The organism is Dorea sp. Marseille-P4042 (assembly GCF_900290215.1).
GTDB lineage: Bacteria > Bacillota > Clostridia > Lachnospirales > Lachnospiraceae > Dorea > Dorea formicigenerans.
In genome coordinates this window covers 1,093,863-1,108,665 of record NZ_OLMI01000002.1, presented here as the reverse complement: position 1 = coordinate 1,108,665, position 14,803 = coordinate 1,093,863, and the positions used below count along the sequence as shown (strand labels likewise).

General features: G+C 44.6%; 15 protein-coding genes and 2 pseudogenes. 16 read left to right on the top strand and 1 reads right to left on the bottom strand.

Features of this window, described 5'->3' with window-relative positions:
• Nucleotides 1–2 precede the first annotated feature (2 nt).
• The 8 genes and pseudogenes from rpsI (at nucleotide 3) to C7E02_RS10975 (ending at nucleotide 6,098) form a co-directional block, all read left to right on the top strand.
• Entirely contained in the window at nucleotides 3–395 is a 393-nt protein-coding gene (gene rpsI / locus C7E02_RS11015) for a 30S ribosomal protein S9 (RefSeq protein WP_005335953.1), read from the top strand.
• Between the two features lie 904 nt (nucleotides 396–1,299).
• A complete protein-coding gene (locus C7E02_RS11005) occupies nucleotides 1,300–1,602 on the top strand; it encodes a tyrosine-type recombinase/integrase (RefSeq protein ID WP_242978806.1) in 303 nt (100 codons plus the stop codon).
• Nucleotides 1,603–1,722: 120 nt separating this feature from the next.
• Nucleotides 1,723–1,851: pseudogene (locus C7E02_RS19800) on the top strand (ABC transporter ATP-binding protein); the annotation flags it as partial.
• A gap of 134 nt (nucleotides 1,852–1,985) precedes the next feature.
• Nucleotides 1,986–2,288, top strand: a complete 303-nt coding sequence (locus C7E02_RS10995; protein ID WP_105309555.1) for a hypothetical protein — start codon at nucleotides 1,986–1,988, stop codon at nucleotides 2,286–2,288.
• A complete protein-coding gene (locus tag C7E02_RS10990; RefSeq protein WP_005341165.1) occupies nucleotides 2,285–2,584 on the top strand; it encodes a CD1845 family protein in 300 nt (99 codons plus the stop codon). The genes C7E02_RS10995 and C7E02_RS10990 overlap by 4 nt, the downstream gene beginning before the upstream one ends.
• A 205-nt stretch (nucleotides 2,585–2,789) precedes the next feature.
• Nucleotides 2,790–3,956, top strand: a complete 1,167-nt coding sequence (locus C7E02_RS10985) for an AAA family ATPase (RefSeq protein WP_005341167.1) — start codon at nucleotides 2,790–2,792, stop codon at nucleotides 3,954–3,956.
• Nucleotides 3,956–4,585 carry an RloB family protein gene (locus tag C7E02_RS10980; RefSeq protein WP_005341169.1) on the top strand — a complete coding sequence of 210 codons (630 nt, stop codon included), beginning with the start codon at nucleotides 3,956–3,958 and terminating at the stop codon, nucleotides 4,583–4,585. Before C7E02_RS10985 ends, C7E02_RS10980 begins: the two co-directional genes overlap by 1 nt.
• 100 nt (nucleotides 4,586–4,685) lie before the next feature.
• On the top strand, nucleotides 4,686–6,098 hold the full coding sequence (locus C7E02_RS10975; protein ID WP_105309554.1) for a relaxase/mobilization nuclease domain-containing protein: 1,413 nt from the start codon (nucleotides 4,686–4,688) through the stop codon (nucleotides 6,096–6,098).
• A gap of 249 nt (nucleotides 6,099–6,347) precedes the next feature.
• Here the strand turns inward: C7E02_RS10975 and C7E02_RS10965 are convergent, their stop codons facing one another.
• Nucleotides 6,348–6,704 (bottom strand): helix-turn-helix domain-containing protein, encoded by a 357-nt coding sequence (locus C7E02_RS10965; RefSeq protein WP_105309553.1) that lies wholly within the window; start codon nucleotides 6,702–6,704, stop codon nucleotides 6,348–6,350.
• Between the two features lie 164 nt (nucleotides 6,705–6,868).
• On the opposite strand from C7E02_RS10965, the gene C7E02_RS10960 reads away from it, so the two are divergent.
• The 8 genes and pseudogenes from C7E02_RS10960 to C7E02_RS10915 all read left to right on the top strand — a co-directional run bounded on the left by C7E02_RS10960 (nucleotide 6,869) and on the right by C7E02_RS10915 (nucleotide 14,734).
• Nucleotides 6,869–7,048: a helix-turn-helix domain-containing protein gene (locus C7E02_RS10960; protein ID WP_105309552.1), complete on the top strand. Its 180-nt coding sequence runs from the start codon at nucleotides 6,869–6,871 to the stop codon at nucleotides 7,046–7,048.
• 45 nt (nucleotides 7,049–7,093) lie between these two features.
• Nucleotides 7,094–7,768, top strand: coding sequence for a response regulator transcription factor (locus tag C7E02_RS10955; protein ID WP_105309551.1), 675 nt, complete (start codon nucleotides 7,094–7,096; stop codon nucleotides 7,766–7,768).
• The gene (locus C7E02_RS10950) at nucleotides 7,756–8,889 is read left to right on the top strand and encodes a sensor histidine kinase (RefSeq protein WP_105309550.1); all 1,134 of its coding nucleotides are present in this window, start codon (nucleotides 7,756–7,758) and stop codon (nucleotides 8,887–8,889) included. Before C7E02_RS10955 ends, C7E02_RS10950 begins: the two co-directional genes overlap by 13 nt.
• Nucleotides 8,890–8,956: 67 nt before the next feature.
• On the top strand, nucleotides 8,957–9,631 hold the full coding sequence (locus tag C7E02_RS10945; protein ID WP_105309549.1) for an ABC transporter ATP-binding protein: 675 nt from the start codon (nucleotides 8,957–8,959) through the stop codon (nucleotides 9,629–9,631).
• Nucleotides 9,628–12,108, top strand: coding sequence for an FtsX-like permease family protein (locus C7E02_RS10940; RefSeq protein ID WP_105309548.1), 2,481 nt, complete (start codon nucleotides 9,628–9,630; stop codon nucleotides 12,106–12,108). Before C7E02_RS10945 ends, C7E02_RS10940 begins: the two co-directional genes overlap by 4 nt.
• Before the next feature lie 429 nt (nucleotides 12,109–12,537).
• The gene (locus C7E02_RS10930; RefSeq protein ID WP_105309547.1) at nucleotides 12,538–12,951 is read left to right on the top strand and encodes a sigma-70 family RNA polymerase sigma factor; all 414 of its coding nucleotides are present in this window, start codon (nucleotides 12,538–12,540) and stop codon (nucleotides 12,949–12,951) included.
• Between the two features lie 536 nt (nucleotides 12,952–13,487).
• Nucleotides 13,488–13,718 (top strand): helix-turn-helix domain-containing protein, encoded by a 231-nt coding sequence (locus tag C7E02_RS10920; RefSeq protein ID WP_008728422.1) that lies wholly within the window; start codon nucleotides 13,488–13,490, stop codon nucleotides 13,716–13,718.
• A gap of 84 nt (nucleotides 13,719–13,802) precedes the next feature.
• Nucleotides 13,803–14,734: pseudogene (locus tag C7E02_RS10915) on the top strand (tyrosine-type recombinase/integrase).
• Nucleotides 14,735–14,803: the final 69 nt, after the last annotated feature.

Below are 14,803 nucleotides of genomic sequence, written 5' to 3'. Positions count from 1 at the left end.
CAGTGGCTAAAGCAAAATTCTACGGAACAGGAAGAAGAAAAAAATCAGTTGCAAGAGTTTACCTTGTACCAGGAACAGGTAATATTACAATCAATAAAAGAGATATCGATGAGTATCTCGGACTTGAGACATTAAAAGTTGTTGTTCGTCAGCCATTAGTTGCTACAGAGACAGCAGACAAATTTGATGTAATCGTTAACGTAAAAGGTGGCGGATACACAGGACAGGCTGGAGCAATCCGTCATGGTATCGCCAGAGCACTTCTTGAGGCAGATTCTGAGTACAGACCAGTTCTCAAGAAAGCTGGATACCTTACACGTGACCCACGTATGAAAGAGCGTAAGAAGTACGGTCTCAAAGCAGCTCGTCGCGCTCCGCAGTTCAGCAAGCGATAATCGACTGCTCAGACTATATCAAAATGGTTAAAACACCCCGGAAAATCAAGGTTTTCCGGGGTTTTCTTATACCTAAACGGGTGACAAAAGTTTGACCTCATTTGACCAAATGAGAGCCGTTTTCACCCAATTTTTAGTGGTTAAATATAGGACAACCGGCAAAAATGGGGTCAAAAAACGGCCTTAGTGGTTAAAAAATAGGACAACCAGAGAACAATTTCGGGGGTATTTTTGAGGGCGATTTTGGCACTCTCAGACACCGGATTTTTCGCTGGAGGGTTTGGCATAATCTGACCAAATCTGAACAATTAAATACGATTCTAATGCAGGTACTCAGTAACAAATAACAGGGTGCTTTTTTTGTTTCAGAGATTCCGGCATTAGAAAGGGCCGTCACTTTATGATTTTGAAGTGGCGGCTTTTTCGTGTGCCAGGCATGGCACAAGTCTTACGGGTGAAAGTCCCGTCACGGGTATTTACCGCCAAGTGTAGCGAACCACAAGCCGAAGACAGCAATGTTTAGGGGGAGGAAGTGGTGTAGCAAAACCGTTGAGCCTACGAACAGAAACTGGATATGAGACTAAATGGCGGGCAAGATTGCGAAACAAATCGAAGCCCAAAAGGTAAACGTAACGCCAAGAGAGTAAATCCAGAGGTTGTGCGGTGAAAGACTTGTGTCTTACCTTGGGAGGCCTAGGTAGCGTACAACTTGTACGTGCGATAAAAAGTTCATACCTAGGAGTCAGCTGAGACCATAGTATCCCGAAGCACCAATGGGAAAAGGGTCTAATGTCAATATATTGCAAATCGCTGTAAGCAAGGTTAGAATAATCCGAAATCAAAGATATGCTTAACAAGTGGAAACGTATGTCTACGGAAGCAAAAGGTAGAGGGGATAGTATCTGTGATAAAAGCCGCTGATGAAACAGAACCTCGGGAGGTTGCAAGAAACATGCATCTGGCGCTACCTGTGATATTTCGTATTCTCTATGGCTGTGGACTTCGTGTGTCTGAAGTTGTTGGTCTTCGCTATAAGGATGTAAATCTCGAAGATGGGATTCTTACAATCCGTGAAGCCAAAACTGACCGTGACCGATATATCCCATTATCAGACTCTGTGAAAGAGGCTTGTATCGGAAGTTGGGAAAGGCTCAACCTTTTCTGTTTTCCTGCTCCGAAAGTAGCGCCGACACGCCCCAAAAATTGAAATGTCACAGACTTGTGACATTTGGGGTCGAATTTAGCGGAAATTTTTTGTGGCTCGTGACATTTCTGTGAGGTTTGGTCGTTACAATGGGTTTATCAAAAAGAAAGGATGGTGTTCTTTATGAGAATTTTGCAAACGACTGAACTGAAAAAATATTATGGCACAGAGCCGGACATTACCAGAGCCTTGGATGGTGTGACCCTCTCCATAGAAACTCTCCAAACTTTCATAACAGGGATAGATACTCCATTTGCGGAGGGAGGAACGGCGTTTCTTCGCCGCACCTTCCTCCGCTATTTCTTTTTGTCTGTATCCTTGTCTTTTGCCTGTCCGCACCGGATAATATGAGTAGAATAAGAAGCGTAGTAAAGGAGTGAAAACAGATGCTGACCTTTGAAAAGGTGCTGGAGATTTTTACGGATTACCTGACCGCAGACGAGACCATAGAAGTTTATATCAGCCGCCATGGATGTGTAAGAGTTGAATTTGACCAAGATTTTCACTATTGCTCTGGCGAGGTGTGCCATACTCCCAAGGAACTGTTCGACCTCTTAGCCGATGATTACCGGACTTATCTGGAGATTGAACTGACCAAAGGAAAACGGGAAGTGACGGAAGATGATGAGAGAGAAGCGGATGCCCAGTGCAAACGGCATCTGGAGCGTTGGAAGGAGGAACAGGAATGAAGATTTTGAAATGTCTGCTGATGATCGTAACTGTACCGGTCATTTTGGTGTTGACGCTTTTTGTCTGGCTTTGTACGGGGCTGATCTACATATCCGGTCTGGTGCTTGGTCTGCTCAGCACGATAATTGCTCTGCTTGGCGTGGCTGTGATTATTACCTATTCCCCGCAAAATGGTGTGATTTTGCTGGTTATAGCTTTTTTGATTAGCCCGATGGGATTGCCGCTTGCGGCGATCTGGCTGTTGGGTAAGGTGCAGGATTTGAAATATGCAATTCAGGACAGGGTGTATGGGTGAAGGTATCTTACTCACAATCTTGGTCACTGACTAAGATGGTGTGGTTATAGTACGATAAATATTTTGTGAAAAATGGTTGAGAAAGAATTTATTCATAAATTTTGCAGAAAAACTGCAAAAACAAGCTATAAATATTGACCAAAGCATTTTTAACTGTTATAATAGTGGCTGAAAATACGAATACTGAGAATGGAGGTATTCAATTATGTTGATTCAGTTTACAGTTGAAAATCACAGGTCAATAAAGAACAGTGCCGTAATCAGTTTTGCGGCCTCTAAGGATAAGTCATTTGAAGAATATCTGCTTCATCCAGATGAAAAGAAGGCATTGTTGCCCGTACTTGCAATTTACGGTGCCAATGCAGCCGGAAAAAGTAACGTATTACACGCAATGATGACAATGAAAGAAATGGTTGTAGGAAATGCAGCAAAAGTTTCTAAGGGACAAAAGTTGCCGTGGGAGCCGTTTGGCGGAACAAAGGAACCGACGTCTTTTGAGATGGTATTTATTTTTCAGGGAGTTCGTTACACATACGGTTTTTCTTTTGATGCAAAGAAGATTTATAAAGAGTATCTTTACCATTGGCCAAATGGTCGTGAAGCCTTAATCTTTTCAAGAGAAAACGGAGTATATGAGTTCCGGGAAAATGTAAATGAGCAGGTAACTCTGAGCAATCGAACACCAGACAATAAGCTCTATCTGGTATCTTCTAATGACTGGAATCTGCCTCAGACGGAAAATGCTTATCGGTGGTTCCTGGAAAAGTTGACATTCTTGATGGATGAAGAACCAGCTACCTCAGAAACTGTTGCCCAGATTGCCAGTGGTGATGATAAGAAAGCTCGAATCTTAAAGGAATTGTTGCTTGCCGATCTTGGAATTACCGATGTTACAATCAAGAACACTTCCGGTAAAATTCCGGTTATTACGACAACACATCGAATTATTAACGAGGATGGTACAACAGAATACTTCCAGCTTTTAATGGAGCAGGAATCTGTCGGTACACAACACTTTTTTGCCCGCATTGGAGGATGGTTGCAGGCACTTGAAAACGGCGCACTTTTAGTTGTTGATGAAATTGAGGATAGTCTGCATCCTCTTTTAACCAGAAGGCTGATTGAAATGGTGCAGGATAAGGCTGTCAATACAAAGGGAGCGCAGCTGATTTTTACAACACACGATGCAATGCTACTTGACTTGAATTTCTTCCGTAGAGATCAGATTTGGTTTGCTGAAAAGAATGATGAGACTTGTGCAACAGAGCTTTACTCGTTGGCATCTTTCTCTCCAAGAAAAGGAGAAAATGTGCGTAAGGGTTATCTTCAGGGACGGTTTGGTGCAATCCCTTTTATCGGAGGTGACGCCTGATGAGCAAGATGCGAAAAGAGTATGACCCGAACAAAGTTAAGCGGCGTAAGCGTAAACCGATTGTTTATATCATCTGCGAAGGAAAAGAAACAGAGACACTTTATTTCAAACATTTTCGTTCACGAAACTGCCTAGTGGATATTATCCCAATTCCATCGAAACATAAGGCGGCGGAACATTTGGTGAAACACGCAAAATCCCTGATTTCTCAAGCAGATTATTATCCGAAAGATGGAGATCAGCTTTGGTGTGTATTCGATTGTGATGATAATAAAGACTCTGAGCTTCAAGCCGCAATTTCTTATGCGGAGAAGCATGGGTACAAAATCGCATATTCCAATCCAGCATTTGAGTATTGGTATCTGCTCCATTTTGAAAAACGGAATGGATATTTGAAAGATTCCGCTACGGTAATTGACATTTTGAAAAACAAAGGGTATTTGGAGAACTACGGAAAAAGTGTGGATGTTTTTGAAGAACTGCAGGAACATCAACCGGAAGCTATTCAGTACGCAAAAGAACGGGTGGAGCGATTAACCAGAGATCAGGTTGCTGTGATCTGCCGGGATAGTAATCCGGTAACAACAGTCTATGAGCTGGTTGAATTTTTGAATAGTAAAAGAACATAAAAACACCATTGCAGAGGTGTGCATAATGACAGAAAGCTGTCACTTCAACGATAAAAATTCGTTGGGTGGCAGCTTTTGTGTTTGGAGAGGAGGAAGCATTATGGCAACTACAAGAATCATGCCGCTTCATGTCGGCAAAGGCCGCACAGAAAGTCGGGCAATCAGTGACATCATCGACTATGTGGCCAATCCAAAGAAAACAGATAACGGCAGGCTCATTACCGGCTATGCGTGTGACAGCCGGACTGCGGATGCGGAGTTCCTTCTGGCAAAGCGGCAGTACATTGCCGCTACCGGACGAGTGCGTGGTACAGATGATGTGATCGCCTATCATGTGCGCCAGTCCTTCCACCCTGGTGAGATTACCCCGGAAGAAGCAAACCGACTGGGCGTAGAATTTGCCAAGCGGTTTACCAAGGGCAATCATGCCTTTGTGGTCTGCACCCACATAGACAAGTCGCACATTCATAATCACATTATCTGGTCATCGGTCAGCTTAGAATATGACCGGAAATTCCGAAACTTTTGGGGCAGCACCAAGGCGATTCGTCGGCTAAGTGACACCAGCTGTATTGAGAATAGACTGTCCATTGTAGAGAATCCGAAACCTCACGGAAAGAGCTATAACAAATGGCTAGGCGATCAGGCAAAGCCCTCTCACCGAGAGCTGCTTCGTGTGGCGATTGACAACGCATTATCACAAAGTCCTGCTGACTTTGAAGAACTGCTGAAGCTGTTGCAAGAGTATGGTTGTGAAGTCTCAAAGCGCGGAAAATCGTATCGACTGAAGCTCTCTGGTTGGGAGAAAGCCGCCCGCATGGACAGTCTGGGCGAAGGATATGGATTGGAAGATTTACAGGCAGTTCTCTTAGGGAAGAAAGCACGTACCCCGCGAAAGAAAACCGTCACACAGGCAGAGACGCCGAAGGTCAATCTGCTGGTGGACATTCAGGCAAAATTACAGGCTGGAAAAGGTGCTGGCTATGCGCGATGGGCTAAAGTTTTTAATCTGAAACAAATGGCGCAGACCATGAATTACCTGTCAGAGAACAATCTGCTGGAGTATGCGGTTTTGGAAGAAAAGGCTACGGCTGCTACGGCACATCACAATGATCTTTCGGCGCAGATCAAAGCGGCTGAAAAGCGCATGGCAGAGATCGCTGTTCTGCGTACTCACATCGTAAATTATGCCAAGACCCGTGAGGTCTATGTGGCATACCGCAAGGCGGGTTACTCTAAGAAATTCCGGGAGGAACATGAGGAAGAAATTCTGCTCCACCAGGCTGCTAAGAATGCCTTTGATGAGATGGGCGTCAAGAAGCTGCCCAAGGTCAAAGAGTTGCAGACAGAGTACGCAAAATTGCTGGAAGAAAAGAAAAAGACTTATTCCGAGTATCGGCGTTCCTGCGAAGAAATGCGGGAGCTTTTGACTGCAAAAGTGAATGTAGATCGAGTGCTGAAAATGGAGGTAGAACAGGATGTTGAAAAAGAAAAAGACCACGGCCAGCGGTAAGCTGGTCCTGGTCAAAAGCGATCGCAGGCACTGGACATCCGGGGGATGTCCGTTTAGTGCCGACCGTAGTGGAACGGAGACCGCGCAGCCACAGAATGAAATTCTGTGTTCAAAGGGGCTTGGGGGCGCTGCCCCGGGCAAGCAAGCGGAGAGGAAAATCACGGAGGGATTTTTTTCTCTGCTTGCTTGCCTCTTTTCTCCGAAATTGAAAAGAACCAGTGAGAGAATCGTTAAATTTCACTCACTGGCTCAATTCGTTTCAAATTTTTCGGACAACTCTGTCAGTTCTTTCACCGTTTCCTGGGTGTGATGCAGCAGGGTGTCACGCATTTCTGGCGGACAGCTGGAATAAAGCATTTTCATCTGATTGACACCCTCATCCTCCAGAGAAATATCTGGATTTATAAGCGTATCTAAAGAGATGTGCAGGACCTTTGCCAATGCTCTCAAAATCAAATAAGAAGGATTCATTTTCCCCTTTTCGATATTGGCGATTTGCTTTACAGAAACATGGCTCAGATCCGCAAGCTCCTGTTGTGTCAGGTCTTTTTTCTTTCGGGCTTCCCGCATTTTTTGCCCTAAAGCAGTCAAATCATCAATCGGCATAATCGTTCACCTCAATAATATTGTATCGTTCCGGTTTATATGATGGAATGACCTTATTATGCCTGACGAGCTGTACGATTATGCCGATTATATAAAACTGCGATTGGTGATAAACTTGTATTGTTCGAGACAAAGAACTATAATGTACTCTGTGGAGGTGCATAATGGATTATATGACACTAAAAGAGGCCGCCGAAAAATGGGGCGTGACACCTCGTAGAGTAAATTACTATTGCGCTGCTGGGCGTATCCCCGGCGCTGTAAAGATGGCTGGTGTTTGGCTGATCCCAAAGAACGCAGAAAAGCCGATTGACGGAAGAACGAAAAAGTTGAGAAATTTTTGAGATTTTCATGCGATACTATATGCTTGCGAAAGGAGGCGTTGATTTGTGAACGAAAAGCTACTCATCGTGGATGATGAAAAAGGCGTCGTTGATATGCTGAAAAGCTATTTTGAAATGCAGAGCTTTGTGGTCTATACGGCGTATGATGGCGAAACAGCATTGAAACAGGCGGCTTGCCATCCTGATCTTGTGCTGCTGGACATCAATATGCCCGGCATGGACGGACTTACCGTATGCGAGAAAGTCCGCAGCCACATTTCTTGTCCCATCTTATTTTTGACGGCCAGAATAGAAACCGCCGATAAGATCAAAGGGTTTCAGGTTGGAGCGGATGACTATATCATAAAGCCGTTTGACATTGATGAATTAGGCGCAAGGGTCGCTGCACACTTGCGGCGGGAAAACAGAAAGCAGGGGCAATCCGAACTCCGCTTTTTCTCTGAAATGGTGATCGACTACTCCAAACGGGAGGTATCTATCAACGGAACGCCTGTCAACTTATCAAAAAAGGAATTTGACATTGTGGAGCTGCTTTCACTGAACGCTGGGCAGGTATTTGACCGGGAAGGAATTTATGAAGCTGTGTGGGGACTTGATGGCGAAGGCAACAGTGATACCATTATGGAGCATATCCGAAAAATTCGAAGCAAGTTTACTGCCTTGTCGCATCACAGTTATATCGAAACAGTTTGGGGGGTGGGTTACAAATGGAATGGATAAAAAATATGAGCCTGAAAAAGTCCTTGTTCACGCTGACGCTCATCAACCTATTGCTGGCATTAAGCCTTTCGGCTGTTGTTTTTGTGGACTGCACAAAATTGAGTGCAGTATTCGCCCCATCTGGCGTGCAAATTATCGTTGGAGCAGATTCCACAATAAAGACAGAGTTTCCGGAACCGGTAGCAGGAGCAACCGCAGTTAGAAATGCGTTGGTCATTTTTCAGTTCGTTTTGCCGATGCTATTCTTCATTGTCGCTTTGATATTAACTGCATCTCTGTTCTATCGCTGTAAGCTGAAAGAGCCACTTGCTATTCTTATGGATGGTGCAAATCGCATGATGCAGAATGACTTGGACTTTATCATTCCGGCCGTGTCCGAGGATGAACTGGGACAGCTCTGTGTCACGTTTGAAACCATGCGGCAATCACTTTTGAACAGCAACCGTGAGTTGTGGCGACAAACGGAAGAACGGAAACGGTTAAATGCGGCGCTCGCCCACGATCTCCGAAATCCGATAACAGTCCTGAAAGGATCAGTGAAAATGGCAAAACATTGTGCAGGCACCGGCAACACACCGCAGCTTATGGACGATCTTGATCGTATAGATGCCTATACAGGACGCATCGAACGCTATGTAGAAACTATGAGCAAGGTTCAACGGTTGGAGCAAGTTCAGCCGAAAAAAGCTCTTTTTGACACCGGTGCCCTGAGTGCAGATTTGGAAAAAGATCTTGGCTTTTCTATAACCGAATATGGTAAGCAGCTTCGCTTTCATGGCCTGTCTGTATGTGGCACTGTCTCTTTGGATAAAGGAATGTTGTTTCAAATTGCTGAAAATCTCACAACAAATGCTCTGCGGTTTGCAAAAGAGAATGTCGCGGTAAAACTTGCCATAGAAGGTGAAAATCTGATATTAGAAGTTACGGATGATGGTGATGGATTTCCGACGGTTCTTTTGAAAAATGGCATTCAACCGTTCCGTAAGGGTACAGAAGAAGCAGAGCATTTGGGCATGGGACTTTATATCTGTGATCTTCTTTGCCACAAACACGGAGGTGCTTTGAAAATTGCAAATACCAATACCGGGGCTGTTGCATCCGCAATTTTGAAAATCTCGTAACTCTTGAGTGTTTTTTGAGATTTCTCTTTTATACTCTCCTTATCAAAACGATAAGGAGAGTTTTTTCATGGATATTCAAGTAAACGATGTTTCCAAAATCTACGGTACAGGCGAGAACAGAGTCGTTGCGCTGTGCCATGCAAATATGACAATCCACTCCGGTGACTTCATCTCCATTATGGGGCCGTCAGGCAGTGGAAAAAGTACGCTGCTTCACATCATCAGCGGATTGGATACGCCAACTTCCGGCAAGGTGTTGTATGGCGATACCGACATCCATCACGGCAGTGACAAGGAGTTATCGGCGTTCCGCCGCCAAAAGATCGGCTTCATCTTCCAGCAATTCAATCTGCTCCCGGTGCTGACAGCGCAGGAGAATATTATCATGCCGCTGCTTCTCGACAAGCGCAAGCCGGACAATGCCTATTTACAGGAGATCGCAGCCTTTTTAGGGATCGACAGCCGTTTGAACCATCTGCCCCATGAACTGTCCGGTGGGCAGCAGCAGCGCGTGGCAATCGCCCGCGCTCTGATCGCAAAGCCAGACATCATCTTCGCCGACGAGCCGACAGGAAATCTTGATACCAAAAGCGGCAGTGAGGTTATGGAAATGCTCTGTGATCTTCGGGCGAAAATGAAAAAGACACTTATTGTCATTACTCACGACCCTCATATTGCAGAAATGGCAGAGCGTCGTTTTACCATCATTGACGGAGTGCTTTCGGAGGTGACAGTAAGATGAAATCCTATTTAGCTCTTACATGGAAAGAACTAAAAACGCAAAAAATTACAGCGACTTTAATCCTGATTGCAGTTATCATGTCAACGATCATAACAACCGTTGTTGGTCAGTCCATTGGAATTTTGCAGTCTATGAGAATAGAGCAGGCTGCGAGCCTAAACGGAAACCGATATGTAACATTTCATCAACTCAGCAGGGAACAAGCACAGAAACTCCACGAGGATGATCGAGTATATGATGTAGGAGATACCGTCTTTGTAGGCAGCACAACCCTTGGTAATAGCAGCCTGAACTTGTATCTCAGAGAGTATCATGATAACGCTTTGGCGATGTACCCAGCAATCAGCAAGATAAAAGAGGGGCATTTGCCGGAGAAAGCAAGTGAAATTGCATTATCAGAGGATAGCTTGAGGTATCTTGGATTAAATGCTGCGGTTGGAGATACCGTTTCTTTGGATATGCGCGTATCTGTTATGGATGGTTCACTTCCTGAATTTGAATATTGCGGAAAATTCATATTAACGGGTATTCTTGAAAGCAGCTATATCGGCTATTCAACAGGTACAGTTGAAGGAATTGTAGGAAACGGAACCGCAGAAAAACTATTACCAGAAGAATATCTGCTTTATTCTACTGACTTTAAGACTCATGACAAGAAAAACTTTCAGAGCATCGTTTATGATCTTGCGAAGAACTTGGATGTAGAGGATCGGTATATCCAATATAACTGGATTCTTCTTGATGCTGTCGGTATTTCTTATGATGAGACATCCAATAGTGATGCTGGTGCAGGTTTTTCCTTTATGACGGTGGCGTGTGTTTTGGTAGGCTTGTTGGTTTTGTTTGCAGCTGGACTGGTAATTTATAATATTCTAAAAATTTCCATTACAAAACGAATTAAAGAATATGGAACACTTCGTGCAATCGGCGGAGAGCGTGGACAAATCTATCGTCTTGTTTCCTTGCAGCTCCTGATCCTTTGCGGAATCAGTATTCCGATTGGGCTGGTACTTGGCACATTAGCAGCAAAGGCTACGCTAATTGCTGCTACGGGTGTTCTCAATCCTGATATATTCATGGCAAATAGTGTTTCCGAATTAAACGAAGCAATCAGCGCTGCCAGTGCGGTAAAATTCCCCATGCTCCTTGCAAGTATTGCGGTCACACTTTTATTTGCGCTAATGGCTGCCTTTCCAGCTGCTCGGTACGCATCGCGTGTATCCCCGACAGTTGCTATGTCTGGCCAGTCTGTTAAGATCAAACGCCGCAGAAAAAGAAATCACAAAATCTACAATTTTGAAGCCTACTATGCAAGACTCAATTTGAAACGCGGGCGTGGCAGGACGCTTCTTACAATACTGTCTCTTGTTATGAGCATTACCGTCTTTGTTGCTCTGCAGAGCTTTACTGGGCTGCTTGATGCCAGCAGTTCGATTCAGGATATGTATTTCAGCGATTATGCTGTTACAAATGAAACATCAGGTATTCCGGCAGAAGCTATAAGCACATTGGAGGCAAACGACACTGTAAAAGACATTTCCACTGTCAGGCTTTCTGTATTTACGCCGGGTGCTGGTGACGAACTTCCCTTTGAAACAGATTTGTCCGTGCAGAGCCACGAAACTTTTCAGCTTGTCAATATTGACGATGGGCTATTAGAAATCTACGCTCCCAATCTTTCTGATCAGGATAAGCAGGCGCTAAATAATGGAACAGGCTGCCTTGTCAAAAATCCTATTCCCTTTTCTTACGGGGATACGCCTGTGGAGCATACGGAGCTTTCTATTGGTGATACGATCCAGTTGGGCAGCAGGGCGCTTCGTGTGATAGGGATAATTGATACTCCTATTACAATCAACAATGAAGGTTTCACCAACGGTGTGCAACTTATCGTGAACGAAGAAATATATTGCTCGCTGATGCAGGATGATACCTATTCTGAAATCTATTTGACATTGCAGGATGGCGTAGATACGAATTCTTTTGAAAGTATATTGGATGATTGGTGCAGCAAATATCCGGGTGCTCACTGGCTTTCTTACCTTGAAAGCAGCAATGAAATGGCAGAGAGTTTTGAACAAATCAAAATGCTTTGCTGGGTACTGATTATCTTTATTGGCATCATTGGCATATTGAATATCATAAACACCGTTTACAGCAACATCCATACACGTGTCAATGAAATTGGTATGCAGCGGGCTATTGGCATGAGTGCCGCAAGCCTTTATAAAACATTCTTGTGGGAAGGTGCCTATTACGCTATCTTTGCCTCTGTGATTGGCGCAGTGCTGGGCTATGTCTGCTGTATCTTTGTCGGGGCTGCAAAGACGGATGCCTTACAACTGGTTGCCGTTCCTGTTATTGCGATTATAGAGGCTACTGTGGTTTCTGTTGCTGCCTGCCTGCTGGCAACGGCGATCCCGCTGCACTCTATTGCAAAAATGAACATTGTTGAAACAATTGAGAATATCGAATAACACCTGAGCAAAAGCCGTCCGGCTTTGCAAAGATGACGGAGGCTTGAAAATATTGCATTTCAGGCCGCCGTTTTCCTTTTGAAAAAATGGATTTACGGAGGGTGTGATAAAGTCACCCTTTTTTAAGGATACGGCGGTGTCCGAGGAGGTATCGCCGTGTCCTTTTTGCCTTTTTGCAGTATCCATGATCTGCACCAGCTAAAAAAAGCCTTGCTCCTCCTCCGGGCAAGTATAACATTGCATCGGCATTATCGTTCCATGTAATTCAGTATAATAATGGCTGTTCTTGGCGCGCCAGTTTTCCCTCACGGAAATCTGGCGTTTTTTGTTGCCATTTTTTCGGAGATGACCCGGTTGTCTGCCGTTGTCGGTCTCCGCCTCTATTCGATCCACCCGTCAATCACCCGTGAATCGAAATGGAGGTACATAATGAAGAAAATTAACCTTCGGGAACTTTATCCTAATGTTTATACAACAGACTTTTTTGTAGATGTGACAGAGGAAGTAATGGAGACTATTCGAGCAGCTGAACGTGCGGAAGCTGCGTATGAGCGAAAGCTGTATCGCTATAAGGCGTACTACTCCCTGGACTGCGACAACGGCATTGAAAATGCGATTCTGATGAAGCCCCAGACACCGGAGATGCTTCTGGAGGAAAAACAGTTTCAGGAGCAGGTCTATGCCGCTGTGATGAAGCTGCCGGAGAAACAGGCAAAGCGAATTTATGCCCGATACTATCTGGGAATGACGGTAAATGAAATTGCCGAAGTAGAAGGTGTAGACCCAAGCCGTGTCCGAGACAGTATCCGCCGTGGATTAAAGCAGCTTGTAAAATATTTTTGATAAAATTTCATTTGATGCGCCTGTTTTTTGCCTTTTTTGTCAGTGTTAATAAGAAGGACAAGTTTTCCTCCTTCATCAGTACATTGACAATCGAATAGACAGCACAACAGGTACATAACCCATGTACGAGCGAATATGAAACGCCGCGAAGATGGAGCAGTCAGGGAGGTGATGAAAGAACTGCTTCGGAGCGATCTACGATTTCATAAAACGGATTGTGGCAGATTTGGCGCGATGACTGCATGGGGGCTTAAAGATACTTCCTCACGGCCCGCCAAAGACTTGGGGGGAACCCTGCGGCACACGATACGAACGATGTTGCGGAGTTATGACAGCCGCGCCAGCGGAGACCTGTTGTGTTCCCATCGTCAGGGGCGTGGCAAATGTGACGAAAGCTGAGAAATATAAATAGGAAGCGTTTGCCGCTTTCTGTTCAAAATCAGATACCATGCGCTGGCAGTTTCGGCTGCCAGCGTATTCATGTGATTTTGAACAAACACGATGACAAACTTGACAGATTGGAGGAAATATGCTTTATGGAAAAACTTATTACACGAAAAGAAGCAGCAGAAATTTTAGGTATCAGCATTGCAACGCTGGACGCGGCCCGTAACAATGGTCTTATTTCTTATGTGCAATATGTGCAGAATGGCTGTGTGTACTTTACTTCAGCGGGCCTTCAGGAGTATATCGCAAAATGCACCCACAGAGCAAAGCCAGCAGAAAAGAATGCAACTTATCGTAAACCTCGCAGAGCTGGAGTGTGAGCCGGTTCGTATCCTTGTCGAAATCATAATGGTCTGATAAAACATAGATACAGCGCTGGAGTCTATTCTTAGGAGGTGACGGAATTGGCCAAACGGCAAACAATAATTCCTCAATATGGCACAGTTATGAAAAGAGGTGTCCTATATTATAGGACCAGAATCAAAGACGCGAATGGTAAGCTCGTAGCTATCTACGCAAAAACACCTGAAGAACTATACAACAAAGAAACGCTTGCGTTGGAACAGATTGAGAATGCCACTTTTCATCGGAAAACGCCCACAGTTGCAGAGTATTGTGAAAAGTGGCTGCTGATGCAGTCGGTTCATGTACGAGCTACTACTTTGACGGATTACACCTCAAAGGTTAGGCGGCATATTATAGCGGAATTGGGAGATAAACGGATGGGTGAGGTTAGCCTGGATGATATTCAGCTTGCCCTTGTTCCGGTTTCCAAAAAATCTGCATCGGTTTATAAATCTGTGGTAATCCTTTACAAATCTATCTTTCGCGCAGCGATGGAAAGCAGGATTATTGACCACAACCCAACGATTTATCTGACAACAAAAGGTGGCGGTGTTCCACAAGAGGATTGTCAGGCTTTGACAGATGAACAGGTGGAGCGCCTTTTGGATGCTATCCGAGATTTGCCGCCTTATGTCTTTGTCATGATTGGTTTATATGCAGGGCTACGCCGGGAAGAAATTCTTGATCTGCAATGGGATTCAGTATATCTGGATACAGATACTCCATATCTGACGGTAAGACGGGCATGACCCAGAAAAATCAACCCAAAATCAGATATACGCTGGACTTTGATGTAACCCCGCATCAGCTGCGGCACACTTACATTACCAATCTTCTCTATGCTGGTGTTGATCCAAAGACCGTCCAATACCTTGCCGGACACGAAAACAGCAAAACAACTATGGACATCTATGCAAAAGTGAAGTACAATAAACCAGAGGAGCTGTTTGGGGTAGTAAATGGTGCGTTTCATCAGGCTATTGCTGAATGAAAAAATGCCGTTTTTTATGGTCCGCACACCGGATAACTGAGAGGCAGAAAGCCGGAAAAGCCCGGAGTA